Source organism: Streptomyces sp. NPDC001056 (assembly GCF_053598955.1).
This window is the reverse complement of sequence record NZ_JBSFLI010000019.1, coordinates 138,992-162,813: the sequence shown is the minus strand read 5'-3', so window position 1 is coordinate 162,813 and position 23,822 is coordinate 138,992. Positions and strand designations below refer to the sequence as shown.

The window sequence follows — 23,822 nt, the reverse complement described above, 5'->3', positions numbered from 1 at the left end:
GGCGCACGGCGGCCAGAGCGTCGTCCTCGTCCGGTAGCAGCGCGTACAGCAGCGCCCTCGGCGAGGGGGCGCGGACCGGGCCGCCGTGTCACGTTCTTGAGCTCCCGGAGTTCACACTCCGGGTCCGTGCGCACCTCATGCCGAGCAGCGGCGGGCGATGAGCCGGTGAGACGGGTCGGGGCCGACGGTCGGCCGACCGTCGGCCCCGAGGGGTCGTTTTCGGCGGTACCCCAGGCTGACCTGCCGCTACAGCACCGGCAGGTTCTTCCTCAGCTCGAACGCCGTGACCTCCGAGCGGTACTCGTGCCACTCGGCCTGCTTGTTGCGCAGGAAGAAGTCGAAGACGTGTTCGCCCAGGGTCTCGGCGACCAGGTCGCTGCGTTCCATGAGGGTCAGGGCCTCGCCCAGGTTCTGCGGGAGGGGCTCGATGCCCATGGCGCGGCGTTCGGCGTCCGAGAGGGCCCACACGTCGTCCTCGGCGCCCGGCGGCAGCTCGTAGCCCTCCTCGATGCCCTTCAGGCCGGCGGCGAGGAGGACGGCGTAGGCCAGGTAGGGGTTGGCGCCGGTGTCCAGGGAGCGGACCTCGACGCGGGCCGAGCCGGTCTTGCCGGGCTTGTACATCGGGACGCGGACCAGGGCGCTGCGGTTGTTGTGGCCCCAGCAGATGTACGACGGCGCCTCGCCGCCCGCGCCCGCCGTGCGCTCGGAGCCGCCCCAGATGCGCTTGTAGGAGTTGACCCACTGGTTGGTGACCGCGGAGGTCTCCGCCGCGTGCCTGAGCAGGCCGGCGATGAAGGAGCGGCCCACCTTGGACAGCTGGTACTCCGCGCCCGACTCGTAGAACGCGTTGCGGTCGCCCTCGAAGAGGGAGAGGTGGGTGTGCATGCCGCTGCCCGGGTGCTCGGAGAAGGGCTTGGGCATGAACGTGGCCTGGACGCCCTGTTCGAGGGCGACCTGCTTCATGACCTGGCGGAAGGTCATGATGTTGTCGGCCGTGGAGAGGGCGTCGGCGTAGCGCAGGTCGATCTCCTGCTGGCCCGGGGCGCCCTCGTGGTGGGAGAACTCCACCGAGATGCCCATCGACTCCAGCATCGTGATCGCCTGGCGGCGGAAGTCCATGCCGACGCTGGTCGGCGTGTGGTCGAAGTAGCCCGAGTTGTCGGCCGGCGTCGGACGGCTGCCGTCCAGCGGGCGGTCCTTCAGCAGGAAGAACTCGATCTCCGGGTGGGTGTAGAACGTGAAACCCAGGTCGGAGGTGCGGGCCAGGGCGCGCTTGAGGACATAGCGCGGGTCGGCGAAGGACGGGGAGCCGTCCGGCATCAGGATGTCGCAGAACATCCGGGCCGTGCCGGGGGTCTCCGCGCGCCACGGCAGCATCTGGAAGGTGGACGGGTCCGGCTTGGCGATCATGTCGGACTCGTACACGCGGGCGAAGCCCTCGATGGCGGAGCCGTCGAAGCCGATGCCCTCGTCGAATGCCTGCTCCAGCTCGGCAGGGGCCACGGCGACGGACTTCAGGAAGCCCAGCACGTCCGTGAACCACAGGCGTACGAACCGGATGTCGCGCTCCTCCAGGGTGCGGAGCACGAACTCCTGCTGCTTGTCCATCTTCCGATTCCCCATCCTTGCTGGTCAGGAGCATCCCACCACAACAGCGTTTCATGCGTGTTGCGGACCTTGATCGCCCCGACGTCCACGTCCTGAACGTCTCTCCTACGGCAGGTGTACTGCCCTGTCGCCCATCTTGCCTGTCGACGGCGGCATCCGTAACGGCCGGGCCCCTCGGGGGCGTGAGGCAGAACACGTCTCTTTAATTTGCATCTCAGATGCATATTTAAATAGCGTTCGATCAGTCGAGATCGCAAGGAGTCCGCGATGCTGTCCGAGCAGTCCGCCGCCACCGTCCGCGCCACGCTTCCCGCCGTGGGTGCGGCGATCGAACAGATCACCGAAAACTTCTACTCCAGGCTCTTCACCGCCCACCCCGAGCTGCTGCGGAACCTGTTCAACCGGGGCAACCAGGCCTCCGGCGCCCAGAAGTCGGCCCTCGCGGGCTCCATCGCCGCGTTCGCCGGCTACCTGGTCGAGCACCCGGACGAGCGCCCGGACGTGATGCTGAGCCGCATCGCCCACAAGCACGCCTCGCTGGGCGTCGTGCCGGAGCAGTACCCGATCGTCCACGAGCACCTCTTCGCCGCCATCGCCGAGATCCTCGGCGAGGCCGTCACGCCCGAGGTCGCCGCCGCCTGGACCGAGGTCTACTGGCTGATGGCCAACGCCCTCATCGCCATCGAGAAGCGGCTGTACGAGGAGAGCGGCAGCCAGGAGTTCCGGGAGTGGGAGGTCGTGGGGCGGGACGAGGAGACCGCCGACGTCGTCTCCTTCCGGGTGCGGCCCGTCGACGGGTCCCCCGTGCGTGGCTTCCGGGCCGGGCAGTACGTCTCCGTGGGGGTGAAGCTCGCCGACGGCGCGCGGCAGATACGGCAGTACAGCCTGTCCGGAGGGCCCGGGGACGACGTGCGGCAGTTCAGCGTCAAGCGGGTGCAGGGCGGTACGACGCCGGACGGCGAGGTGTCCCATCACCTGCACGCGAACGTGCAGGTCGGCGACGTCCTCCAGCTGTCGGAGCCGTACGGCGACCTGGTGCTCGACGACGTCGCCGGGCGGCCCCTGCTGCTCGCCTCCGCGGGCATCGGCGTGACCCCGATGGTCGCCATGCTGGCCTCGCTCGCGGCCGACGGGCACGACGCGCCCGTCACCGTCGTGCACGGCGACCGCTCCCCCGCGGACCACGCCCTGCGCACCGACCACCAGGCGTACGCGGCCAAGCTCACGGACGCGGCCGTCCACTTCTTCTACGAGCAGGACGCCGAGCCCGGCAGCCGCACCGGCCTGGTCGACCTCTCCGACATCGACGTCGCGCCCGGTACGCGCGCCTACCTCTGCGGGCCGCTGCCGTTCATGCGCGCCGTGCGCGGTCAGCTGATCGAGAAGGGTGTGGCGCCGGCCGACATCCACTACGAGGTCTTCGGGCCGGACCTGTGGCTCGCCGGCTGACGCCGAGGGAGTGAGGAGGGCCGCCCGCCGGGATTCCGGTGGGCGGCCCTTCGCGTGGTTCAGGAGACGGGGTTCTCCACGGCGCCGGGCGGGCGCAGGGAGATCCCCAGCAGGACCGGGCCGGTGGGGTCAGCGACGATCTGGTCCAGGGTGATCGGGTCCAGGGTCTCGTAGAAGGCCTGCTGGGCCCGGCGCAGGGCGCCGCGCAGGCGGCAGTCCGAGCGCAGGGGGCAGGGGGTGGCGCCCTCGCACTCCACCACCTCGTCGTCGCCCTCGAAGGTGCGGACGACCGCGCCGACGGACGCCGTGCGGCCGCGTTCGGTGAGCGCGAGGCCGCCGCCGCGACCGCGGCGGGCGTCGAGAAGGCCCAGGTGCTGGAGTTCGGCGACGACCTTCGCGGCGTGCGTGTACGGCACGTCCATGTCCGCAGCGACCTTGCGGGTGGCGGGGGTGTCGTCGGCGGATACGGCGAGGCGCATCAGGATGCGCAGAGCGAGGTCGGTGGAACGCAGCAGCCGCATAAGGCGAGCGTAAATAATACACATCCCCGGCGCAAATTTAGCCCTTTCGCCGCGCTCACTCTACGGCAGGTGCCCACTCCGCCATTACGATCAGCGGGCTCCACCCCTGTCCGCCCCCTCTCCCCCCAGAAGGACGTCGCCTCATGGGTTCCGCCAACAACAGCAACAGCGCGGCGCGCAAGGCGCGCATCGAGGAGATGCGGCGCGCCGAGCGTTCGCGCGAGCGCCGGAACCGGGCGCTCGTCATCGCCGCGTCCGTGGTGGTCGTCGCCGGACTCGTCGTGGGCGGTGTCGTCCTCGCGGACTCCGGGTCCGGCAAGAAGGACACGGCGGCGAGCGGCGACAACGGCAAGAACCCCGGCGACGCCGACAGCAAGAGCTCCGGGGACTCGGGGCACTTCACCACCGGGAAGGACGGCGTGCGCACCTGGAGCGGCACGCTGTCGCGGACGCACGTGACGACCAGGGTGACGTACCCGATGCACCCGCCGGTCGGCGGCAACCACAACCCGGTGTGGGCCGACTGCAACGGCGACGTCTACAACCAGCAGCTGCACGACGAGAACGCGGTGCACTCGCTGGAGCACGGCGCGGTGTGGGTGACGTACACCGCCAAGGCGGACAAGGCCGATGTCGAGGCGCTCGCGGCGAAGGTGAAGAAGACGCCGTACTCGCTGATGAGCCCGTACGAGAACCAGGCCGCGCCGCTGATGCTGTCGGCGTGGGGCCGCCAGGTGGCCGTGAAGAGCGCGAGCGACCCCGAAGTGAACAAGTTCTTCGCGGACTTCGTGCAGGGACCGCAGACGCCCGAGCCGGGTGCGTCCTGCACCGGTGGGGTGATGAAGTGAGGCGGCGCGCCGTCGGCTGGGCGGCGGGGGTCGCGGCGGCGGCGCTCGTCGCGGCCGGCGCCGTCACGTACGCGGTCGCCGACTCCGGCTCCGGCAAGGCGGCGCCGAGCACGCCGAGCGCGGACTCGGCGGACGCGGGCTTCGCGCGGGACATGGCCGTGCACCACCAGCAGGCCGTCGAGATGTCGTACATCGTCCGCGACCGCACGAAGAACGAGGACGTACGGCGGCTCGCGTACGACATCGCGCAGACGCAGGCCAACCAGCGCGGGATGCTGCTGGGTTGGCTGGATCTGTGGGGGCTGCCGAAGGTGTCGGCGGACCCGCCGATGACCTGGATGGGCATGGGCGGCATGGTCACGGCCAAGGACGGCTCGCTGATGCCCGGTATGGCCACCGACACGCAGATCAAGAAGCTCGGGGCGCTGAACGGGAAGCAGGCCGAGATCTTCTACCTCCAGCTGATGACGAACCATCACAAGGGCGGCATCCACATGGCGGAGGGCTGCGTGGCCAAGTGCACGGTCGGCGTGGAGAAACGGCTGGCCCAGGGCATGGTCGACGCGCAGCAGTCGGAACTCCAGGTGATGGCCGGGATGCTCAAGGAGCGCGGAGCCGAACCGCTTTCCTGACCAGGGAACAAGTCGTTTCGTAATACAGCCGTAAGGAAAAAACGCCCAAATCCCCCCAGTAGAGGGTTACTTGAGCTTCTCTTGACCAATCCGTTTACCTGGCATGAACGGTTCATCGGCCAGAGTTGCCCCCATCGTGTGATCCATTCGCCGGCCGTCACCACCGCCGCGGGCCGGCGCACGATCCGCGATGCACCTACCTACTACGTGCATGCGCATCGCATCGCAGGGGGTTCTATGAGATCCAACCGCGCCAAGACGCGCGCCGTGAGCATGGCAGCCGCGCTGCCCATGATCGCCGGCGCGCTGGCGCTGGGCATACCCGCGGCCCATGCCGCGGACAGCCCCGCCCGTAACGCCCTGAAGGGCACCAAGCCGCTGTGGGCCACGGCCAAGGCGGACAAGGGCGCCACCGACAACCGCGCCCAGGTCAAGGCCCGGGTCTACCTGGCCGGCCGGAACGCGGCGAGCCTCGCGGCCTACGCGAAGGCCGTGGCCGACCCCAGCTCGCCCCTGTACGGCAAGTACCTCAGCGCCAAGCAGGCCCAGACCCGCTTCGGCGCCACCATGGCCCAGGTGGCCGCCGTCAAGACCTGGCTGACGTCGGCCGGTCTGAAGGTCACCGCGGTCACCCCGCACTACGTCGCCGTCTCCGGTGACGTGGCCTCCGCGGAGAAGGCGTTCGGCACCCAGCTGCACAACTTCGCCAAGGGTTCGAAGACCTACCGCGCCCCGGCGCAGGCGGCCTCCGTCCCGGCCGGCCTCAAGGGCACCGTCCTGACCGTCACCGGTCTGGACAGCGCCCCGCACAAGGCGAACCACGACGACCAGCTGCCGCCCCCGGACGCCGTGTTCAAGAACGCCGGTCCGTTCTCGTCGTACTACGGCTCGAACATCGCGAGCACCCTGCCGGACGTCTACGGCCAGAAGGCCCCGTACGCCGTCAAGGGTTACACCGGCAAGCAGCTGCGCGCGGCCTACGGCGCCGGCGACTACACCGGCAAGGGCGTCCGCGTCGCCATCACCGACGCCTACGCCTCGCCGACCATCGCCTACGACGCCGGCACGTACGCGCTGAAGAACGGCGACAAGGCGTGGAAGACCGGTCAGCTCCACCAGGTGCTGCCGAAGAACTACACCAAGACCGACGAGTGCGGCGCCGCCGGCTGGTACGGCGAGGAGACCCTCGACGTCGAGGCCGTGCACGCGGTCGCGCCGGACGCCGACGTCACCTACGTCGGTGCGGCGTCCTGCTACGACGACGACCTGCTCGACTCGCTGAGCAAGGTGGTCGACAACCACCTGGCCGACATCGTCTCCAACTCGTGGGGCGACATCGAGGCCAACCAGACGCCGGACCTCGCGGCCGCCTACGACCAGGTCTTCCAGCTGGGCGCGGTGCAGGGCATCGGCTTCTACTTCTCCTCCGGTGACAACGGCGACGAGGTCGCGCACACCGGCACCAAGCAGGTCGACACCCCGGCCAACTCCGCCTGGGTGACCGCCGTCGGCGGCACCTCCCTCGCGGTCGGCAAGGGCGACAAGTACCTGTGGGAGACCGGCTGGGGCACCGAGAAGGCGACCCTGTCGGCCGACGGCGAGAGCTGGGTCAACTTCCCCGGCGCCTTCACCTCGGGCGCGGGCGGCGGCACCAGCAACACGGTCGCCGAGCCGTACTACCAGAAGGGCATCGTCCCGGACTCGCTCGCCAAGGCGAACAACGCCTCCGGCAACCGCGTCGTCCCGGACATCGCGGCCATCGCCGACCCGAACACCGGGTTCCTGGTGGGCCAGACCCAGACCTTCCCCGACGGGTCGCAGCAGTACAGCGAGTACCGCATCGGCGGCACCTCGCTGGCCGCGCCGACCATCGCGGCGGTCCAGGCCCTCGCCCAGGAGGCGCGCGGCGGCAAGGCGATCGGCTTCGCCAACCCGGCGATCTACGCCCGGTACGGCAAGAAGGGCGTCTTCCACGACGTCACGGACAACCCCACGGGCCAGGGCCTGGGCGTCGTCCGCGTCGACTACGCCAACGGCCTGGACGACACCGACGGTCTGCGCTACTCCGTCCGCAGCCTGGGCAAGGACAGCTCGCTGTCCGCGACCGAGGGCTACGACGACGTGACGGGCGTCGGCTCCCCGGCCGCCGGTTACGTCGTGTCGTTCGCGAAGAAGCACTGAACGGTGCCGCCGAGCTGAACTGAGTTCGGCACAGGGGGGCGCGGGGTCCATCCGGAACCCGCGCCCCTTTCGTGTCGCCGTCGACCGGGCCGCGACCGCGACTTGTCTGATCAAGTCTGCTCAGATTCGGTGAACTTGTCTGGTCAAGTTTGACCTTCGTTCTTTCCACTGACAGCAACAGCCTGTACTTATGTCCCGTCCATGACATCCAATGGGCGACACCCTCACGACGGGACGAGATACATCATGCGTATGCGCCAAAGCGCCCTGGGCGGGACGCTCGCCCTGCTCGGCACCCTGATCGTCGCTGCCCCGGCCCCCGCGCAGGCGGCAGTGAGCAGTGGGAACCTGATCGTCAACGGTGACGCGGAGGCCGGCGGCTTCTGCACCGACGACTGGAGCGCGGCCACCACCGTGCCCGGCTGGACCGTCCAGTCCGGCGGCATCAACGTGATGTGCCAGTCGGTCGCGTCCTTCGGTCATCCGAGCGACGGCGGCACACCCGGCACGTCCTTCTTCGCGCCGGGCAACTTCGGGGACGGCTCGATGAGCCAGACCGTCGACGTCTCCTCCGCGGCCTCCGCGATCGACGGCGGCGGCGTGCACTACGACCTGTCCGGCTGGCTCGGCGGCTGGACCGTCTACGGCGGCTACGTCGCCGCGAGCCTGCACTTCCAGGACGCGAACGGGAACCCCGTCGGCGCGACCGCCAAGCTGCCGACGGTCTCCGCCGGCGACCGCGGCCTGCTGACCGAATTCCTCGCGCGCAGCGCCACCGGCTCGGTGCCGGCCGGCACCCGGCGCATCCAGGTCGAGGTGCAGTTCCTCGGCACCTCCCACGAGACCGGCTACCTGGACAACCTGTCGCTGACCCTGGACACCCCGGTCGCCGCTCCGGCGCCGCCGGCTCCGCCGGTCTCCAGGACGCCGGGCTACGACCACGTGTTCACCGTGATGATGGAGAACACGGACTACTCCGAGATCATGAACGACCCGGCGGACACGCCGTTCATCCACAGCCTGATGGCCAAGGGCGCGACGATGACGGACGCCCACGCGGTCTACCACCCGAGCGACGAGAACTACCTGGCCGTCGCGGGCGGCGACACCTACGCCCAGGGCGCGACCTACTGGCCGAACATCAACTCCCCCGAGCGCAACCTCGGCGACACGATCGAGGCCGCCGGCAAGACCTGGAAGGCCTACGAGCAGGGCATGGGCACCCCCTGCAACGCCAGCAAGGGCGGCGCCGACAGCTACTACGAGCCCGACGACGCGCCGTTCATCAACTACACCGACATCAGCGGCGACGCGGCCCGCTGCGCGGCGCACCTGTTCGACACCTCGCAGCTGACCACCGACCTGAAGTCGGCCGCGACCACACCGGACTTCTCCTGGATCGCCGCGGACGACTACTACGACGGCGAGTCCTCCGGCAACGGCAACGCCACCAGCCTGAAGACGCAGGACGGCTGGCTGCAGCAGACGCTCGCGCCGATCATGTCCTCCCCCGCCTGGACCCAGCAGCGTTCGCTGATCCTGCTCACCTGGGACGAGAGCGCGAGCGAGGGCTACGACCACGTCGCCACGATCGCGGTCGGCTCGCAGGGCACCGTGCCGGCCGGCACCACCAGTCCCCGCCACTACGACCACTACAGCATCGCCCGCACCATCGAGGACGCCCTCCGCCTGCCGGGCCTGACCGCGAACGACACCTACGCGACCCCGCTGAACGACGCGTTCGCGCCCTCCACGGCGACCTCCCCGACGCTGACCGGTGACCTCGACGCGGTGAGCAACGGCGGCGGCGTGACCTTCCGCTACGCGCTGCCGTCCACCGCGCAGGTCAGCGCGAAGAACTGGATCGGGATCTACCCGGCGGGGGTGAAGCCGGGCGCGCAGTCCTCGCTCACCTGGGCCTACGCCCCGAACCAGAGCGGCGCGGCCACCTTCTCCACCGGCAAGCTGAACGGTGCGGGCGGCTACGACGTCTACTACCTCGCCAACGACGGCTACAGCGTGCTGGCCGGGCCCTTCCGACTGACCGTCGGCTGACGCCACCGGACGGGCCTCGCCTCCCTCCGGACGAACCCGCGCCGCCGACCCGGGGCCGGCGGCGCGGGCGTTTGCGGGACAACGGTGATCGGTGATCGGTGATCGATGACGGGTGGACGCGTCACGTCGTCGCCGAGGTGTCCCGGCCCTGGATCTGTGCGGCGATCGCGTGCAACTCCGCGAGAACCGTCCGGACGGCCTTCCGGGCGGTGCGCTCGGGCCGGTGGAGGACGTCGATGTGGCGTCGGGCGTGCACGTCGCCCAGCGGTCTGAGGACGACGCCGGGGTGCGCCCGGGTGGTCCAGCGGGGCATCAGGGCGAGGCCGCCGCCGGCGGCCACGACCTCGGCGACCACCGTGAACTCGTTGATCCGGTGGACGATGTCGGGCCGGCGGTCGGCGAAGGCGGCGATGGCCTCGATGGTGGCCATCAGCGGGAAGCCGTCGTGCACCGTGATCCACGGCTGGTCCGCCACGTCCCGGGGGAAAAGCAGCGGCTTGGCGGCCAGCGGGTGGCCGACCGGCAGGGCCACGTCGAGGGGCTCGCGCAGCAGCGTGGCGGAGGTCACGGTGCGCGGCCACGGCGGAGCGTGGTCGAGGCGGTGGGCGAGCACCAGGTCGTAGTCGCGGGTGAGGGCGGGGAAGCGGTCCTGGGCGACGTCCTCGTCGGCGAGCGCCGGCCGGGGGTGTTCCGGACCGGCGAGGCCGCGCAGCAGGGGCGGGAAGAACGCCGAGGCGGCACTGTGGAACGCGGCCACGGACACGACCCCGCCGGGTCGTTCGGCGAAGTCGGTGACGGCGTGCCGGGCCCGCGCCATGGCGGACTCCACCTCGACGGCCGCCGCGGCCAGGGCGTGCCCGGCGTCGGTCAGCACCACCCGGCGGCCGGCGCGTTCGGTGAGCGGGACCGGGATCGAGCGCTGGAGCAGCCGGAGTTGCTGCGAGATCGCGGACGGCGTCACGTGCAGTGCCTCGGCGACGGCGCTGACACTGCCCAGGTCCCCGAGTTCACGCAGGATGCGCAGCTGCCGTTCGTCCACCCCTGCATTGTAGGGCTGCTACATCTTCGTTGTAGAAGTTGGTTGTAGCCTTCAATGACCTGGTGGTGCAGCGTGGGGGCATGAACGTTGCCCGCCGTACCGATGCGGTACTTCTGCTGGTCGCGCTGGTCTGGGGTTCCAGCTATCTCGCGGCCAAGACGGCCACTGCCGCGCTCCCGGTCACCGTGGTGCTGTTCGCGCGGTACGCGATCTCCGCGCTCGCCTGCGGAGCCCTGGTCTCCGCCCGCCGCCGGGACCGCTCCTGGACCCGGGCCGAGGTCCGCGTGGGGTCGCTGCTGGGGATCACCCAGGCGGCCGTGCTCGTGCTGGAGACCTATGGGGTGGCGCACACCAGTGCCGCGAACGCCGGGCTGATCATCAGCCTGACCATCGTGCTGACGCCGCTGCTGGACCGCGTCGGCAGCCGTCGGCTGCCCCCGGTGTTCTTCCTCGCGGCCGGCCTCTGCGTGATCGCCGTCGGGCTGCTCACCGCCGGCACCGGGCTGCACACGCCGCGGCTCGGGGACGCGCTGATGCTGGCCGCCGCCGTCGTCCGGGCCGGTCACGTCGCGCTCGTCGGGCGGCTCACGGCAGGTCGTCGTATGCACCCGATGCGCCTGACGACCGTCCAGACCGCCGTCGGCTCGGCGCTGTTCCTGCCGGCCGCCGCCCCGCACCTGACCGACCTGGCCCACAGCGGCGCCGTCACCTGGGCCCAGCTCGTCTACCTCGCCCTGTTCTGCAGCGTGTTCGCCTTCATCGCCCAGACGTGGGCGGTCCAGGGCACCTCCGCCAGCCGGGCCAGCCTCCTCCTGGGGACCGAGCCGATCTGGGCCGTCGCCGTCGGGATCGGCCTCGGCGGCGAACGGTTCACCCTCTGGGCCACCCTGGGCGCCGTACTCATGGTCGCGGGGACCTACTGGGGCCAGACCATCGAACGCGCCCACCGCACCGCCACGGCGAGGACCGCGGAGGAGCCTTCGCTCGCCGCCGCGTCCTGAGCGAGGTGAGGCGACGGACGGCCTCGGAGGGCGACCGGGGGCCTCACCACGAACATGCTGACACTCGCGTCGGGAAGATGGCCTATGATCCTGACATGAGTGTCGGCAAACCCTGTCGGCGCTCCCTCCTACCCGTGGAGTGATCGACAGATGTTTACGGTGATGAACCGGATCTCGGTCCCGGCGCCCGCCGAGGCGTTCGAGGAGCAGTTCGCGGCGAGCATGCGCGAGCACCTGGCCGGTGTGGACGGCCTCCTGGGGGCCCGCCTGCTGCGCCCACAGCAGGAGGGCGGCGCGTACGTGGCGGTGATGGACTTCGTCTCCCGCGACGCGTTCACCGCCTGGATGCGGTCGCCGTCCTTCCGCGCGGCGCACCAGTCCTCCTCGCCGGACATGGCCAGTGAGGTCGAGTCCTTCGAGACCGTCGTCGCCGTCGGCGCCTGAGCGGACGGGTACCCACGTGTTCCTCGCCCTGCGCGACCTGCGGTTCGCCCGCGGTCGCTTCGCTCTCATCGGTGCCGTGGTCGCCATGATCGCGGTCCTCGGTGTCATCCTGTCCGGCCTCGCCACCGGCCTGGCGGACGCCGGCGTCTCCTCGCTGCGCGCGCTGCCGGTGACGCACCTGGCTTTCGACAAGTCCGCCTCCGGTGAGCTGTTCTCCCGCTCCACCGTCACGCGGAGCACCTGGCGGCAGTGGGCCGCGCAGCCCGGCGTGCGCAAGGCCGAGCCGCTGGGCCAGCAGCTCGTCCACGCACAGCTGACCGGCCCCGGGGCCAAGCAGCTGGACCTCGCGGTCTTCGGGGTGGAGCCCAAGGGCTTCCTCGCCCCGTCCCCGCTGTCGGGCAAGCCGCTGGCCGAGGCGCCCGCCGACGGCGTCCTCATCAGTGAGGAGATCTCCAAGGAAGGGGTCAAGGTCGGCGACCGCCTCACCGCGGGCCAGGCCGGCACCCCGCTGACCGTCGTCGGCACCATCGGCCACGCCTCCTTCGGCCACGTCGGCGCCGTCTACGCGCCGCTGCCGCTGTGGCAGAAGCTGCACTACGGCCTTTCCGGCCAGGTCCCCGCCGCGGCGACCGAGCAGGCCACCGCGGTGGCCCTCCAGCTGGCCCCCTCGGCCGACACGGCCGCGATCGACAAGCGGCTGGGCACGAAGACCGTCGACCGGGAGGGCGCCTTCGCCGCCTCGCCCGGCTACGTCGCGGAGTCCAGCACCATGACCTTGATCCGCGGCTTCCTCTACGCCATCTCCGCCCTGGTCGTCGGCGCCTTCTTCACGGTGTGGACCATCCAGCGCCGCCAGGAGATCGCGCTGCTGAAGGCGATGGGCGCGAGCACCGGCTACATCCTGCGTGACGCCCTCACCCAGGTCACCGCCATCCTGCTCACCGCCACCGCCGCCGGCACCGCCGTCGGCCTGGCCCTCGGCGGGGCCATGAACGGCTCCGCGCCGTTCTCCCTCCGGACGGGCCAGGTCACCATGGCGGGGTTGCTGCTGATCGTCCTCGGCCTGGCCGGTGCCGCCGTCGCGGTCCGCCGCATCACCAAGGTGCAGGCCCTCACCGCCCTGGGAGCCAACCGATGACCAGTCCCACCCCCGCCCCCGCCCCCGCCGACGGCACGGCCGTCCCGCCCGCGCTGCGGCTGACGGACGTCACGCTCAACCTGGGCTCCGACGAGCAGCGGGTCACCGCCCTCGACCAGGTCACCCTGGCGGTCTCGCCGGGAGAGTTCCTCGCGGTCACCGGCCCCTCCGGATCGGGCAAGTCGAGCCTGCTGGCCGTCGCGGGCGGCCTCCAGACCCCCACCGAGGGCTCCGTCCACGTCGCCGGCACCGACCTGACCGCCCTCACCGAACGCCGGCGCACCGCCCACCGGCGCCGGCACATCGGCTACGTCTTCCAGCACGCCAACCTCTTCGCCTCCCTCACCGCCCTCGAACAGCTCCTCCTGCCCGCGCATGTCGCGGGGCGGCTCGACGCCGCCGCCCGCAAGCGCGCCGCCGAGCTGCTGGAAGCCGTCGGCATGACCCATCGCGCCGACCGGCGACCCCACCAGCTGTCGGGCGGGGAACGCCAGCGCGTCGGCCTGGCCCGCGCGCTGGTCCTGGCCCCGGAGGTGCTCCTGGTCGACGAGCCCACCTCCGCGCTCGACCGGGCCCGCGCCCGCGACGTCGCGGACCTCCTGGCCGAGCAGACCCGCGCGAACAACACGGCGACGGTCATGGTCACCCACGACACGGAGATACTGGACGCAGCCGACCGCGTCCTGACCCTCAGGGACGGCCGGCTCGTCTGACCACCACGTCGAAAGGCACGCCCGCACCATGCCGAAGATCAGCGCCGCCACCGTTCCTGAGCACCGCGCCCAGCAGCGGGCGGCGCTGGTCCGGGCGGCCATCGACGTCCTCGCCGAGCAGGGCGCCACCGCCGTCACCCCGGCGGCGGTCACCGCGCGCGCGGGACTGGCCCGCTCCAGCTTCTACCAGTACTTCCCCTCCAGCGCGTCCCTGCTCGCGACCATCGTGGAGGAGGCGTTCACCTCGGCCAACGCCGCGATGTCCCAGGCACTGACCGCGGTGACCGAGCCCCGTTCCGGCATCGACGCCTTCGTGCGCACCGAACTCCGCCTCGCCGCGGAGGGCATGCACCGCCCCGCCGCCGCCCTGATGCGCGCGGACCTGCCCGGCGAGTGCCGTGACCACGTCCACGAACTGCACCGCGTCCACTACGCGCCCCTGCTCGCGGCCGTCACCGAGCTGAGCCCCGCGGACCCCTATCTGACCACGCAGCTCTTCGGCGGCCTCCTCCAGGCGGCGATGACCGCCGTCGAGAACGGCGCCGACCCCGACCACGTCGCCGACCGCACCCTGAGCCTGATCCACCAGGGCCTTGGGGGAGAACCCCGGCCGTAGCCCTACTCCGCCTTGAGCGAGGCGACGAAGGGGGCCCAGACGGTGGCGGGGAGCAGGAGGGCGGGACCGTCCGGGAGCTTGGAGTCACGGACGGGAACGAGGCCGGGGACGTTGTCGGCGACCTCGACGCAGTTGCCGCCGCTCTCGTTGCTGTAGCTCGACTTGCGCCAGAGGGCGGCGCCGGGGAAGTCGCTGGCGACCTCGACGCAGTGACCGCCGTCGCCGTTGCTGTAGGTGGATTTGCGCCAGAGGGCGTTACTCAAGTCGGTGGGGGAGCTTGCCATTTCTGTAGTCCTCAGCTGCTTGCTCGATGAGTTTCAGGGACGTCTTGGGGTCTAGCGCGGCAGCCCTCAGACGCCCGTATGCCCTTGAGTATTGCTTCACGAGCCCCGGCGCATCGACCAGCTGCCCGTGGTACATCCCCTCTGTGTACATGAGCGGAGGGGCATCGCTGAAGGTCAGGAACCTCGACATCCCCATCATGAAGGGGTAAGGCCCCGAATTCCGCGGAACGATCTGCGGAAACGCCCGGCGCTTGCTCATCACCTCCACCAGGTGGGCCAACTGTTCGGCCATCTCATCGGGTGGAAGAATCGGCTGCCAGAGGACTGCCTCGTGTAGTACCACCCAGCTCTCCGGCGATGCCTTGTCCTCGAAGAGCCAGGCTCGGGCTCGCCGGTCAGCCACCTTGGCAGCCAGCACCTCCTCGGACTCCCTCGGGTACGCGGAGAGAACCACGGCCCGGATGTACGGCTCCAGTTGAAGCGGCCCCGGGATCAGCATCGGATCCCACTCCTCGATCTCCACCGCCACTTTCTCCAGCTCAAGCACGTCCGCGAAGTACTCGGCATGGCTACCCTTTCTAGCCCTCTGCACGTCCTCGCAGTTCCGCTCGAAGAACCCGTCCGTCCCCAGCACCCGATCCGCGTGCCGCGCCAGCTCAAGCGGCATCCTCCGCTGACCGTGCTCGATGTCGCTGAGGTAGGTCTTGCCGTAATAGCTGCCCTGAAGAAACGTCTCCAACGACAGCCCCGCCGCCTCCCTCTTCCACCGCAACTCCTTGCCGTAGAAGGTCGGGACGCTCATCGAGCCGTCGATGTCCTTGCGCCGTGCCACGCGCTCACCGCCGTAACTCACCGTGCCGGATTCCGCTGTTCGCGCCGTGGACGCGAAACGTCTTCCACGGTAGCGATCCGGACGACACTCTGTGAGGCGTTCGTCACACAACGCACAGAAGGCAGACCACCCCCATGTCGGATCACTCCCCCACGACCTACGACGTCACCCTCTGCGTGGAGGAACTGCGCACCGCCCTCGCCCTGCACGGCGTCAAGTTGCCCTCCCTCACCGTCCACCTGCCGAGCTTCGCGGCGAGGTACGGGGAGTCGACGGGGCTCGTCGCGCTGGGGAACTGCAACATGGCCACGGCACGGGCGCTCGCCGACGTGCTGAGGAAGGCGGCGGGCGAGTGACGCGGGCCGTGGACCTGCGCGTGTCGGCAGCGCCGAAGGCCGTGCCGGAACTGCGGCATCGGCTCCGCGGGTACGACCACGACGTCCGCCTGTGCGCGACGGAGCTGCTGACGAACGTCATCGAGCACGTCGGGGAAGGAACTCCCGTGCGCGTCAGGGTCGTCGGCGCGGCGGACTCCGGTCGTACCCGCGTCGAGGTGACCGATCCCGACCCGCGCGGAACGCCCGCGCCACGGACGGCGGCGGAGACGGAGGAGTCCGGACGGGGGCTCGTTCTCGTCTCCGCGCTGGCGGAGCGGTGGGGGGTGGAGCGGGGGCCGGGAGGCAAGACGGTCTGGTGCGAGCTGGTCCGGGTGCGGGAGTCAGCCGACATCGGCGAGGTGTTCGCCGAGCCTGGCGGTGAGGAGGGCCGGGTTCTCGGCGGGCAGGGCGTGGCCGCCGGGGACGCGCAGCAGGCGGGCGCGGGGGATGCGGTCGGCCAGTTCGTGCTGGTGGTGCGGGGGGATGACGCGGTCGTCGGCGCTGGAGATGATCAGTGTCGGGGCCGTGACGCGCGGCAGCAGCTCGGTGAGGTCGACGGTCGCGTCGGCCTGGGCCTGGCGGGCGAAGCCGTCCCGGGAGGAGCCGAGCAGTTCGGTGAAGCCGGCCGCCGTCTGCTCGAAGGCGGCCTCGTCCCAGCCGCGCAGGGTGTTCTTGCCCATGGCGGTCAGGAGCAGCAGCCTCGCCAGCGCGGCGGGGTCGGTGAGCGCCAGCCGCTGCCACAGCCGGAACTGGAACACCATCCGGGCGTCGGCTCGTGACCAACCGCCGTGCGCGGTGAGGGAGTCGACCCGTGCGGGGTGCAGGGCGGCCGTGGCGGTGGCGACCACCGCGCCCAGGGAGTGTCCGGCCAGGTGGAAGCGGTCGAGCCCGGCGTCCCGGGCGGTGGCCACGACGTGGGCGACCAGGTCCTCCAGGACGAGCGGGCCGCCGGGGTCCCGGGTGCCGCCCGAGCCGGGGAGGTCGGGGGCCACGATCGTGTAGCGGTCGCTCAGCGCCTCGATGACCGGGGCCCAGCCGCTCTGGGCGGTCGCCCCGGTGCCGTGCACCAGCACGAGGCCGGGACCCTGACCGGAGACGGTGTAACTCGCCTTGCTGACACCGGCGGTGACCGGGACGTCGACGATCGGCATGGCGTTTCCCCTTCGGTGGTGGGAAGGTCCGCGGGGCCGCGCGGAGTGTCTGCTCGAAGCGGTCGGGCCGGTCTGCCGGAACATGCGGCCGCAGGTCGTCGCCGGCCCGGTCGACCACGGCGCGGTCGTTGCTCCCAGTCGGGTTCCTGCCGATGGCAGGGCCCCCAACTGCCCCCAGAACACGGGGAGTCTGCCACCGAGTCGTCATGATCATGCCTATATAGTTCTGGGCCGGGTCGATCTTCGGCCCCGCTTCGTCTGCCATCACCCAGGGCCGTCCAGGCCCGGGTCACGTTGTTTTCGGGGGATTCATGCCTTCTCTTCGCCATGCCCTGGTCGCCGCCGTGCTGGGCTGCGCCGCGCTCACCCTGACCGCCTGCGAGCCGGACGACACCGGCGCCGCCGACGGCACCGTGCCGACCGCCTCGGCGAGCCCCGGCGCCAAGGGGGCCTGCCCGACCCTCGCCCCGGGCCACGCGTACGTGAAGGTCGAGAGCGTGTCCGGCGCCATGAACACGCTCACCACCAAGGGCGCCACGCAGCGCTGCAACCCCGACGAGGGCGCCTTCTACCAGGCGAACGGGAAGGAGCACGCGTACGTCGTCGAGTCCGGTGACACCCCCGTCACGGTCATCCACATGAAGGAGAAGGGGGCGGGGAGGACGACCGCCGCCCGCGGCGGCCTCCAGCACATCCGCGTCTGCGTCAACGGCACGGCACAGGACACCGACACGGCCAAGGCCGACACCGGCGACTGCTACGGCCAGAACTACTTCGACGTGGCCGTGGGCGGCGACGGCAAGATCACCGAGATGACCGAGCTGTACGGCTCCTGACCCGGGAGCCCGCCCGACCGGTACCCGCCTCACGGCGGGTACCCCGGTGCCTCCCCTGACGCGCCGGGGCGGCGGCTCAGTGGTGCAACGCCCCCGATTCCTCGGGCACATGGGAGGTGACCACCCGTCCGGCCGACGGGGTCGCCCGGCGCCGGTCCACCCCGTGCGCCACCCCCGCCACGCCCAGCCCCAGGACCGCCAGCGCCGCGCCCGCGAGCGCGGGGGACGTCACGCCGAGGCCCGCGGCCAGGGCGGCGCCGCCCACCCACGCGCCGCCCGCGTTGGCCAGGTTGAAGGCGGCCTGGTTGGCGGAGGAGGCGAGGGAGGGGCCCGCGGCGGCCTTCTCCATGACCATCAGCTGGAGGGGGGAGCCGGTGACGAAGGCGGCCACGCCCAGCAGGGTCACCGCCAGCGCCGCGCTCCACTGCACCCGCATCAGCAGCGGGAAGAGCGCCAGGACCACGGCCAGGGAGGTGAGGCCGCCGAACAGGGTGCCCCGCAGGGAGTGGTCGGCCAGGCGGCCGCCCAGGAGATTGCCCGCCGTCGCGCCCACGCCGAACAGTGCGAGGAGGAGGGTCACGCTGCCCTCCGCGTAGCCCGCCGCGCCCGTCAGCATCGGCGTCACGTAGCTGTACGCCGCGAACAGCGCGCCGAAGCCCGCCACCGTGGTGGCGAGCGCCAGCCACACCGGCAGGGACCGCAGCGCGGCCAGTTCGCCGCGCAGGCCCGCGGGCGAGGCGTGGGCGTGGTCGTGCGGGATCATGAAGGCCAGGGAGGCGATCGCGGCGAGACCGATCGCGCTCACGCCGAGGAAGGTGGCCCGCCAGCCCAGGTGCTGGCCCATCAGGGTCGCGGCGGGCACGCCCGCGACGTTGGCGACCGTCAGCCCGAGGAACATCAGGGAGACCGAGCGGGCCTTGCGCTCCGGCGGGACCATGTTCGTCGCCACCACCGCGCCCACGCCGAAGAACGCCCCGTGCGGCAGCCCGCTGAGGAAGCGCGCGGCGAGCAGGGAGCCGTCGCCGGGGGCGAGGGCGGACAGCGCGTTGCCCGCGACGAACAGGGCCATCAGGCCGATCAGGACCGTACGCCGGGACATGCGGGCCGTGACGGCGGCCAGCAGCGGGGCGCCGATGACGACGCCCAGCGCGTACGCCGAGACCAGGTGCCCGGCCGAGGGTATGGAGATGTGCAGATCGGACGCGACGTCGGGGAGCAGTCCCATCATCACGAACTCGGTCGTACCGATGCCGAAGGCGCCGACGGCCAGCGCGAGCAGGGCCAGGGGCATGAGGGGCCTGTGCCTTTCGAAAGCGTGGGAGAGAGCGTCGTACCGCAAAGTTCAGGTACGGAACAAAGTCTCTCAGGCCCGCTGTTCCGGCAGGTTACGAGGGCGTGTCCAGGTTCACACGGGCCGCCACCGGCAAATGGTCGCTGCCCGTGCGCGGCAGGGTCCAGCTGCTCTCCGGCTCCACGCCCTTGACCAGGATCTGGTCGATCCGCGCCATCGGGAACGCCGCCGGCCAGCTGAACCCGAAGCCGCTGCCCGCCGCGCCCTGGGTGGAGCGCAGCTGGGAGGTGACGGCGTTGAGCGAGCGGTCGTTCATCGTGCCGTTGAGGTCGCCGAGGAGGATGACCCGGCTCAGCGTCTCGTCGGCGACGGCCTCGCCGAGCGCGTCGGCGCTGGTGTCCCGCTGCCGGGCGGTGAAGCCGGCCTTCAGCTTCACCCGCACCGAGGGCATGTGGGCGACGTACACCGCGACCGGCCCCTCGGGCGTGGCCACGGTCGCCCGCATCGCCCGCTTCCAGCCGAGCTTGATGTCCACGGCCCGTACGTCGCTCATCGGGTACTTGCTCCACAGCCCGACCGTGCCCTCGACCGCGTGGTACTTGTACGTCGGCGCGAGCGCCTTCTCGTAGACGGACACCTCGGAGCCGGGGACCTCCTCCAGGGCCAGGATCCCGGCGCCGGAGGCGGCCACGTCGCGGGCGGTGCCGACCGGGTCGGGGTTCTCGGCGTTGACGTTGTGCGTGGCCACCATCAGGTCGCCGCCGCCGGTCGACTTGTCGGTGAGCAGTCCGCCGAAGAGGTTCAGCCACACGATCGCCGGCAGCAGTACGGCGATCAGCGCGATCGCCGACCTGCGGAACAGGCCGAGCAGCAGCAGGACGGGCACGGCCACGCCCAGCCAGGGCAGGAAGGTCTCGGTGAGACTGCCGAGGTTGCCCACGGTGTTGGGGACGTGCGCGTGGAGCAGCATCACCAGCGCGAGCAGCAGCGCGACCGCGGCGAGGACGGCGCCCCGGCGCCAGATGCCCGGGTCGTCCCGCCAGGGGGCGAGCAGGCGGTGCAGCAGGCGCCGGAGCCGGGACCCGGGTCGCTCGGGTCCCGAGCCGCCGTCCGCCGTCTCCGTCATGTATGCCTGCTGCGCCATGCCGTCTGCCTCACTGCCTGCCGTGCACACCGTTCGCCCCCCGTCGTTCCGACCCTAGGGGATGATCGGCTCCGTTCTCGCCGTCCCATGACGGCCGTACGGAAGACGAGGACGAACGGGTGGTGCGGGGAGTTCCGGTCAGCGGTCCGGTTGGCGCGGTCTGTTGCAAAACATGCACATCAGTGCGACGAGACTGTGGAGCTGACGGGGCGTAGGCCCTCCAGGACGGTGTCCACGATGTGTTCCGCCAGGTCCTCGGGGAGGTCGCCGTCGGGGCGCATGATGGTGCGCACCAGCATGGCGCCGACGAACATGTCGTTGGCCAGGTCGAGGTCGATGTCGGTGCGCAGTTCGCCGTCGCGCTGACCGCGCCGCAGCACGTCGAGCATGAGGACGCGGCGGGGGGCGACGACGCCCGCGTGGTACGCCGCCCAGATGCGGGGGCTGGACTTCATCTGCACGTACACGTTGTGCAGGATCGCCGACGAGCGGCTGACCAGGCCGCGTTGGCGCAGGGACTCCAGCAGGACGATCAGGTCGTCGCGCATGGAGGTGCCGGGGAGTTCGGGGTCGGGGGGTTCGGCGGCGCGCAGGACGTCGACGAACAGCTCCTCCTTGCCGCTCCAGCGGCGGTAGATGGTGGCCTTGCCGACCCCGGCGGTGCGGGCGATGCGCTCGATGGAGAGTTCGGCGAGCGGTACGCCGTCCTCCAGAAGCTGCATCACGCCTTCCAGGATGGCCTGTTCCACGGCCTCGCTGCGGGGCCGGCCCCGGGCGGGACCGGCCGGGCACGACCGGTTGTCGGCAAGGCTCACGTCAATCCGTCCTCTCACTGTGCTGCGGGAAATTCTCCCGCAGCCGCCTCCTTCCCCCCTGGAGTCGCTCTGGAGCCGTTCACGGACACGGGGTCGGCCGTCTCGGCGACGCCCGCGGTCCATGACCTCAGTCCATGGCGGCGACCAGTTCCCGTTCCTCGTTCTCCTGCTCGTCCGCCCGCGGCTTGCCCGGCAGGTACAGGGCCGTGACCAGGGCGCCGATCAGTGCCACGCCCGCGCCCCACCACGCGGTGACGTGCATGGCGTGCAGGAAGGCGTCGTCGGCCGGGCCGACCAGGAGCTTGCCCTGCGGGCCGAGCTTCTGGGCGATGCCGAGGGTGGCCTCGATGGAGTCGCCGGCCTTGTCGCGCAGGCCGGCGGGCAGCACGGCGAGCTTGTCCTCGATGCCGCCCCGGTAGGCGGTGGCGAGCACCGAACCGAGGACGGCGATGCCGAGGGCGCCGCCGACCTGGCGGAAGGTGTTGCTCAGCGCGGAGGCGGAACCGGCCTTCTCGCGCGGCAGGGCCTGCATGATGACGACGGAGGTCGGCGTCATGATGTGCGCCATGCCGGCGCCCATCAGGAAGAAGACGACCTCCAGCAGCCAGATCGGCGTGTCGGCGTCGAAGGTGGCGAAGGTGGCCAGCGTGCCGGCGATCACCACCAGGCCGACGGTCGTCGTGGCCTTGTTGCCGAAGCGCTCGACCACCAGGCGGGCGCGCGGCGCGAAGATCATCTGCGCGGCGGCCAGCGGCAGCATCAGCAGGCCGGACTTGAGCGGCGAGTAGCCCCGCACGCTCTGGGTGTAGAAGACCGAGAAGAAGGTGACGCCCATCAGCGCGAAGAAGACCAGCGCGATGGCGGCCATGGCGGCCGAGAACACCTTGTTCTTGAAGTAGCTCACGTCCAGCGACGGGTGGTCGCTGCGCTTCTCGAACACCACGAAGGCGGCGAGGACGACGATGCCCGCGCCGATCGTGGCGAGCACGGTCGGGTCGGTGAAGTCGGCCAGCTGGCCGCCCTTGATGATGCCGTAGACCAGCAGGACCAGGCCGACGACGGACAGCACGACGCCGATCGGGTCCAGGCGGCCCGGACTCGGGTCGCGGGAGTCGGGGACGAGCCAGACCATCAGCGCCAGGGCGGCGACCACGATCGGCACGTTGACGAAGAAGACCGAGCCCCACCAGAAGTGGTCCAGGAGGGCGCCGCCGGTGATCGGGCCGATGGCGATGGCGAGGCCGACGCCGCCCGCCCAGATGCCGATGGCCTTCGGCTGCTCCTCGCGCTCGAAGACGTTCATCAGGACGGCCAGCGTGGCCGGCATGACGAACGCGGCGCCGAGGGCCATCACCGCGCGGTAGGCGATCAGCTGGCCCGGGGAGCCGGACTCGGCGGCGAGGGCCGATCCGATGCCGAAGACGGCGATGCCGCCCAGCAGCACCTTCTTGCGGCCGAGACGGTCGCCGATCAGGCCCGCGGTGAACAGCAGACCCGCGAAGACGAGGGTGTACGCGTTGATCGCCCACTCGATCTGGCTCTGAGTGGCGCCCAGGCCGGTCGGGGCCGGGGTGGAGATGGTCTTGATGGCGACGTTCAGGATCGAGTTGTCGAGCACCACGATGAGCAGGCTCAACATCAACACGCCGAGGATCGCCCAACGGCGGCGGTGCACCGCCTCCGGTATACGGGAGGCAGGGACGGAAGTTGTCATGTGTTCGAGCGTAGAGGTATTCCGATACGGAACCGTCTCGTATCTTAATTCTTTTACCGAGAACTTACCTATCCGGGGGCTTGACGTTGCCCGAAGTGGAGGGGGTGGTTCGACCACGGTGAGCGCGACGGCGAGCACCCGGTGAGGATCACAGGGGGCCCTATGGCCCTGGGTGGCACGAGGTGCCACCATGGAGGGGATCCGGGGACGCCGTCAGGGCGCCTCGAGATGAATCGAAGGAGCCGTTGCCATGACGCAGCTTTCGGCTGCCCAGAACAAGCCTTCCGACGGCAGCAAGGCGCTGTACGGAGGGAAGGGCACCCGCCGCATCACGGTCCGCGACATCGCTCTCGCCAAGGAACGCGGCGAGAAGTGGCCCATGCTCACCGCCTACGACGCGATGACCGCGTCCGTCTTCGACGAGGCCGGCATCCCGGTCCTGCTGGTCGGCGACTCGGCGGGCAACTGCCACCTCGGCTACGACACGACGGTGCCCGTCACCCTCGACGAGATGACGATGCTCTCGTCGGCGGTCGTCCGCGGCACCAGCCGCTCCCTGATCGTCGCCGACCTGCCCTTCGGCACGTACCAGGAGGGCGCGACGCAGGCGCTGCGCTCGGCCACCCGGCTGGTGAAGGAGGCCGGGGTCGGCGCGGTCAAGCTGGAGGGCGGCCAGCGCTCGCACGAGCAGATCCGGCTGCTGGTCGAGGCCGGCATCCCGGTCATGGCCCACATCGGGCTGACCCCGCAGTCCGTCAACGCGATGGGCTACCGCGTGCAGGGGCGCGGCGAGGAGGCGGCGGCGCGGATGCTCCAGGACGCCAAGGCCGTCCAGGACGCGGGCGCGTTCGCGGTCGTGCTCGAACTCGTCCCGGCGGAGCTGGCGGCCGAGGTGACGCGGTCGCTGCAGATCCCCACGGTCGGTATCGGCGCCGGTCCCGAGACGGACGCACAGGTGCTGGTGTGGACGGACATGATGGGCCTGACGTCGGGACGCGTCCCCAAGTTCGTCAAGAAGTACGCCGACCTGCGCGACGTGATGGGGTCCGCGGCGAAGTCCTTCGCGGAGGACGTGGTCGGCGGGTCCTTCCCGGCGGAGGAGCACTCCGTCCACTGACGCCCACGGCGCCCCC

At 70.9% G+C, this 23,822-nt stretch carries 23 protein-coding genes and 1 pseudogene; 14 read left to right on the top strand and 10 right to left on the bottom strand.

All coding sequences use genetic code 11. The features are described 5' to 3' along the window. Positions 1 to 246: 246 nt before the first annotated feature. The gene (locus tag ACWDD7_RS23025; RefSeq protein WP_351873374.1) at positions 247 to 1,608 is read right to left on the bottom strand and encodes a glutamine synthetase family protein; all 1,362 of its coding nucleotides are present in this window, start codon (positions 1,606 to 1,608) and stop codon (positions 247 to 249) included. Positions 1,609 to 1,875: 267 nt separating this feature from the next. Between ACWDD7_RS23025 and ACWDD7_RS23020 the strand changes: the two genes are divergently transcribed. Beyond that, positions 1,876 to 3,057 carry a globin domain-containing protein gene (locus tag ACWDD7_RS23020; RefSeq protein WP_450458704.1) on the top strand — a complete coding sequence of 394 codons (1,182 nt, stop codon included), beginning with the start codon at positions 1,876 to 1,878 and terminating at the stop codon, positions 3,055 to 3,057. A 59-nt stretch (positions 3,058 to 3,116) separates the two neighbouring features. Here the strand turns inward: ACWDD7_RS23020 and ACWDD7_RS23015 are convergent, their stop codons facing one another. Then, positions 3,117 to 3,578: an RrF2 family transcriptional regulator gene (locus ACWDD7_RS23015; RefSeq protein WP_351873378.1), complete on the bottom strand. Its 462-nt coding sequence runs from the start codon at positions 3,576 to 3,578 to the stop codon at positions 3,117 to 3,119. Between the two features lie 143 nt (positions 3,579 to 3,721). On the opposite strand from ACWDD7_RS23015, the gene ACWDD7_RS23010 reads away from it, so the two are divergent. The 4 genes from ACWDD7_RS23010 to ACWDD7_RS22995 all read left to right on the top strand — a co-directional run bounded on the left by ACWDD7_RS23010 (position 3,722) and on the right by ACWDD7_RS22995 (position 9,294). Further along, positions 3,722 to 4,426, top strand: coding sequence for a DUF3105 domain-containing protein (locus ACWDD7_RS23010; protein ID WP_450458703.1), 705 nt, complete (start codon positions 3,722 to 3,724; stop codon positions 4,424 to 4,426). Continuing rightward, positions 4,423 to 5,058 (top strand): DUF305 domain-containing protein, encoded by a 636-nt coding sequence (locus ACWDD7_RS23005; protein WP_450458702.1) that lies wholly within the window; start codon positions 4,423 to 4,425, stop codon positions 5,056 to 5,058. The genes ACWDD7_RS23010 and ACWDD7_RS23005 overlap by 4 nt, the downstream gene beginning before the upstream one ends. A 237-nt stretch (positions 5,059 to 5,295) precedes the next feature. Then, entirely contained in the window at positions 5,296 to 7,239 is a 1,944-nt protein-coding gene (locus ACWDD7_RS23000) for a S53 family peptidase (protein ID WP_450458701.1), read from the top strand. Positions 7,240 to 7,485: 246 nt separating this feature from the next. Beyond that, the gene (locus ACWDD7_RS22995) at positions 7,486 to 9,294 is read left to right on the top strand and encodes an alkaline phosphatase family protein (protein ID WP_450458700.1); all 1,809 of its coding nucleotides are present in this window, start codon (positions 7,486 to 7,488) and stop codon (positions 9,292 to 9,294) included. Positions 9,295 to 9,415: 121 nt separating this feature from the next. Here ACWDD7_RS22995 and ACWDD7_RS22990 read toward each other — a convergent pair whose 3' ends face one another. Continuing rightward, the gene (locus tag ACWDD7_RS22990) at positions 9,416 to 10,333 is read right to left on the bottom strand and encodes a LysR family transcriptional regulator (RefSeq protein ID WP_450458699.1); all 918 of its coding nucleotides are present in this window, start codon (positions 10,331 to 10,333) and stop codon (positions 9,416 to 9,418) included. Positions 10,334 to 10,413: 80 nt separating this feature from the next. Between ACWDD7_RS22990 and ACWDD7_RS22985 the strand changes: the two genes are divergently transcribed. From ACWDD7_RS22985 to ACWDD7_RS22965, 5 genes are all read left to right on the top strand, one after another. After that, complete coding sequence (locus ACWDD7_RS22985; RefSeq protein WP_450458698.1) at positions 10,414 to 11,334, top strand: DMT family transporter; 921 nt, start codon at positions 10,414 to 10,416, stop codon at positions 11,332 to 11,334. A 162-nt stretch (positions 11,335 to 11,496) separates the two neighbouring features. After that, on the top strand, positions 11,497 to 11,778 hold the full coding sequence (locus ACWDD7_RS22980; RefSeq protein ID WP_351873399.1) for an antibiotic biosynthesis monooxygenase family protein: 282 nt from the start codon (positions 11,497 to 11,499) through the stop codon (positions 11,776 to 11,778). A 16-nt stretch (positions 11,779 to 11,794) separates the two neighbouring features. Then, on the top strand, positions 11,795 to 12,916 hold the full coding sequence (locus tag ACWDD7_RS22975; RefSeq protein WP_450458697.1) for an ABC transporter permease: 1,122 nt from the start codon (positions 11,795 to 11,797) through the stop codon (positions 12,914 to 12,916). After that, a complete protein-coding gene (locus ACWDD7_RS22970; protein WP_395482765.1) occupies positions 12,913 to 13,629 on the top strand; it encodes an ABC transporter ATP-binding protein in 717 nt (238 codons plus the stop codon). Before ACWDD7_RS22975 ends, ACWDD7_RS22970 begins: the two co-directional genes overlap by 4 nt. Positions 13,630 to 13,657: 28 nt before the next feature. After that, positions 13,658 to 14,245: a TetR/AcrR family transcriptional regulator gene (locus ACWDD7_RS22965; RefSeq protein WP_395482766.1), complete on the top strand. Its 588-nt coding sequence runs from the start codon at positions 13,658 to 13,660 to the stop codon at positions 14,243 to 14,245. Between the two features lie 2 nt (positions 14,246 to 14,247). Here the strand turns inward: ACWDD7_RS22965 and ACWDD7_RS22960 are convergent, their stop codons facing one another. Continuing rightward, positions 14,248 to 14,529, bottom strand: a complete 282-nt coding sequence (locus ACWDD7_RS22960) for a DUF397 domain-containing protein (RefSeq protein WP_450458696.1) — start codon at positions 14,527 to 14,529, stop codon at positions 14,248 to 14,250. Beyond that, positions 14,501 to 15,361: a helix-turn-helix domain-containing protein gene (locus ACWDD7_RS22955; protein ID WP_450458695.1), complete on the bottom strand. Its 861-nt coding sequence runs from the start codon at positions 15,359 to 15,361 to the stop codon at positions 14,501 to 14,503. The genes ACWDD7_RS22960 and ACWDD7_RS22955 overlap by 29 nt, the downstream gene beginning before the upstream one ends. Positions 15,362 to 15,495: 134 nt before the next feature. Between ACWDD7_RS22955 and ACWDD7_RS22950 the strand changes: the two genes are divergently transcribed. Together ACWDD7_RS22950 and ACWDD7_RS22945 are read left to right on the top strand one after the other, a co-directional pair. Further along, a complete protein-coding gene (locus ACWDD7_RS22950; protein WP_351873426.1) occupies positions 15,496 to 15,717 on the top strand; it encodes a hypothetical protein in 222 nt (73 codons plus the stop codon). After that, positions 15,714 to 16,004 (top strand): annotated as a pseudogene (locus tag ACWDD7_RS22945) (ATP-binding protein); the annotation flags it as partial. The gene ACWDD7_RS22950 and the pseudogene ACWDD7_RS22945, both read left to right, overlap by 4 nt. Before the next feature lie 75 nt (positions 16,005 to 16,079). On the opposite strand, the gene ACWDD7_RS22940 reads toward ACWDD7_RS22945, so the two are convergent. Further along, positions 16,080 to 16,889 carry an alpha/beta fold hydrolase gene (locus ACWDD7_RS22940; protein WP_351873429.1) on the bottom strand — a complete coding sequence of 270 codons (810 nt, stop codon included), beginning with the start codon at positions 16,887 to 16,889 and terminating at the stop codon, positions 16,080 to 16,082. A gap of 311 nt (positions 16,890 to 17,200) precedes the next feature. Here ACWDD7_RS22940 and ACWDD7_RS22935 point away from each other — a divergent pair, with 311 nt between their 5' ends. Next, positions 17,201 to 17,725 (top strand): hypothetical protein, encoded by a 525-nt coding sequence (locus tag ACWDD7_RS22935; RefSeq protein ID WP_450458693.1) that lies wholly within the window; start codon positions 17,201 to 17,203, stop codon positions 17,723 to 17,725. A gap of 76 nt (positions 17,726 to 17,801) precedes the next feature. Here ACWDD7_RS22935 and ACWDD7_RS22930 read toward each other — a convergent pair whose 3' ends face one another. The 4 genes from ACWDD7_RS22930 to ACWDD7_RS22915 form a co-directional block, all read right to left on the bottom strand. Continuing rightward, complete coding sequence (locus tag ACWDD7_RS22930) at positions 17,802 to 19,016, bottom strand: MFS transporter (protein WP_450458692.1); 1,215 nt, start codon at positions 19,014 to 19,016, stop codon at positions 17,802 to 17,804. A gap of 94 nt (positions 19,017 to 19,110) precedes the next feature. Further along, the gene (locus ACWDD7_RS22925) at positions 19,111 to 20,160 is read right to left on the bottom strand and encodes an endonuclease/exonuclease/phosphatase family protein (RefSeq protein WP_351873436.1); all 1,050 of its coding nucleotides are present in this window, start codon (positions 20,158 to 20,160) and stop codon (positions 19,111 to 19,113) included. Positions 20,161 to 20,339: 179 nt separating this feature from the next. Then, entirely contained in the window at positions 20,340 to 20,975 is a 636-nt protein-coding gene (locus tag ACWDD7_RS22920) for a TetR/AcrR family transcriptional regulator (RefSeq protein WP_351873438.1), read from the bottom strand. A 127-nt stretch (positions 20,976 to 21,102) separates the two neighbouring features. Then, the gene (locus ACWDD7_RS22915) at positions 21,103 to 22,689 is read right to left on the bottom strand and encodes an MFS transporter (protein ID WP_450458690.1); all 1,587 of its coding nucleotides are present in this window, start codon (positions 22,687 to 22,689) and stop codon (positions 21,103 to 21,105) included. 250 nt (positions 22,690 to 22,939) lie between these two features. Here ACWDD7_RS22915 and panB point away from each other — a divergent pair, with 250 nt between their 5' ends. After that, a complete protein-coding gene (panB, locus tag ACWDD7_RS22910) occupies positions 22,940 to 23,806 on the top strand; it encodes a 3-methyl-2-oxobutanoate hydroxymethyltransferase (RefSeq protein ID WP_285554200.1) in 867 nt (288 codons plus the stop codon). Positions 23,807 to 23,822: the final 16 nt, after the last annotated feature.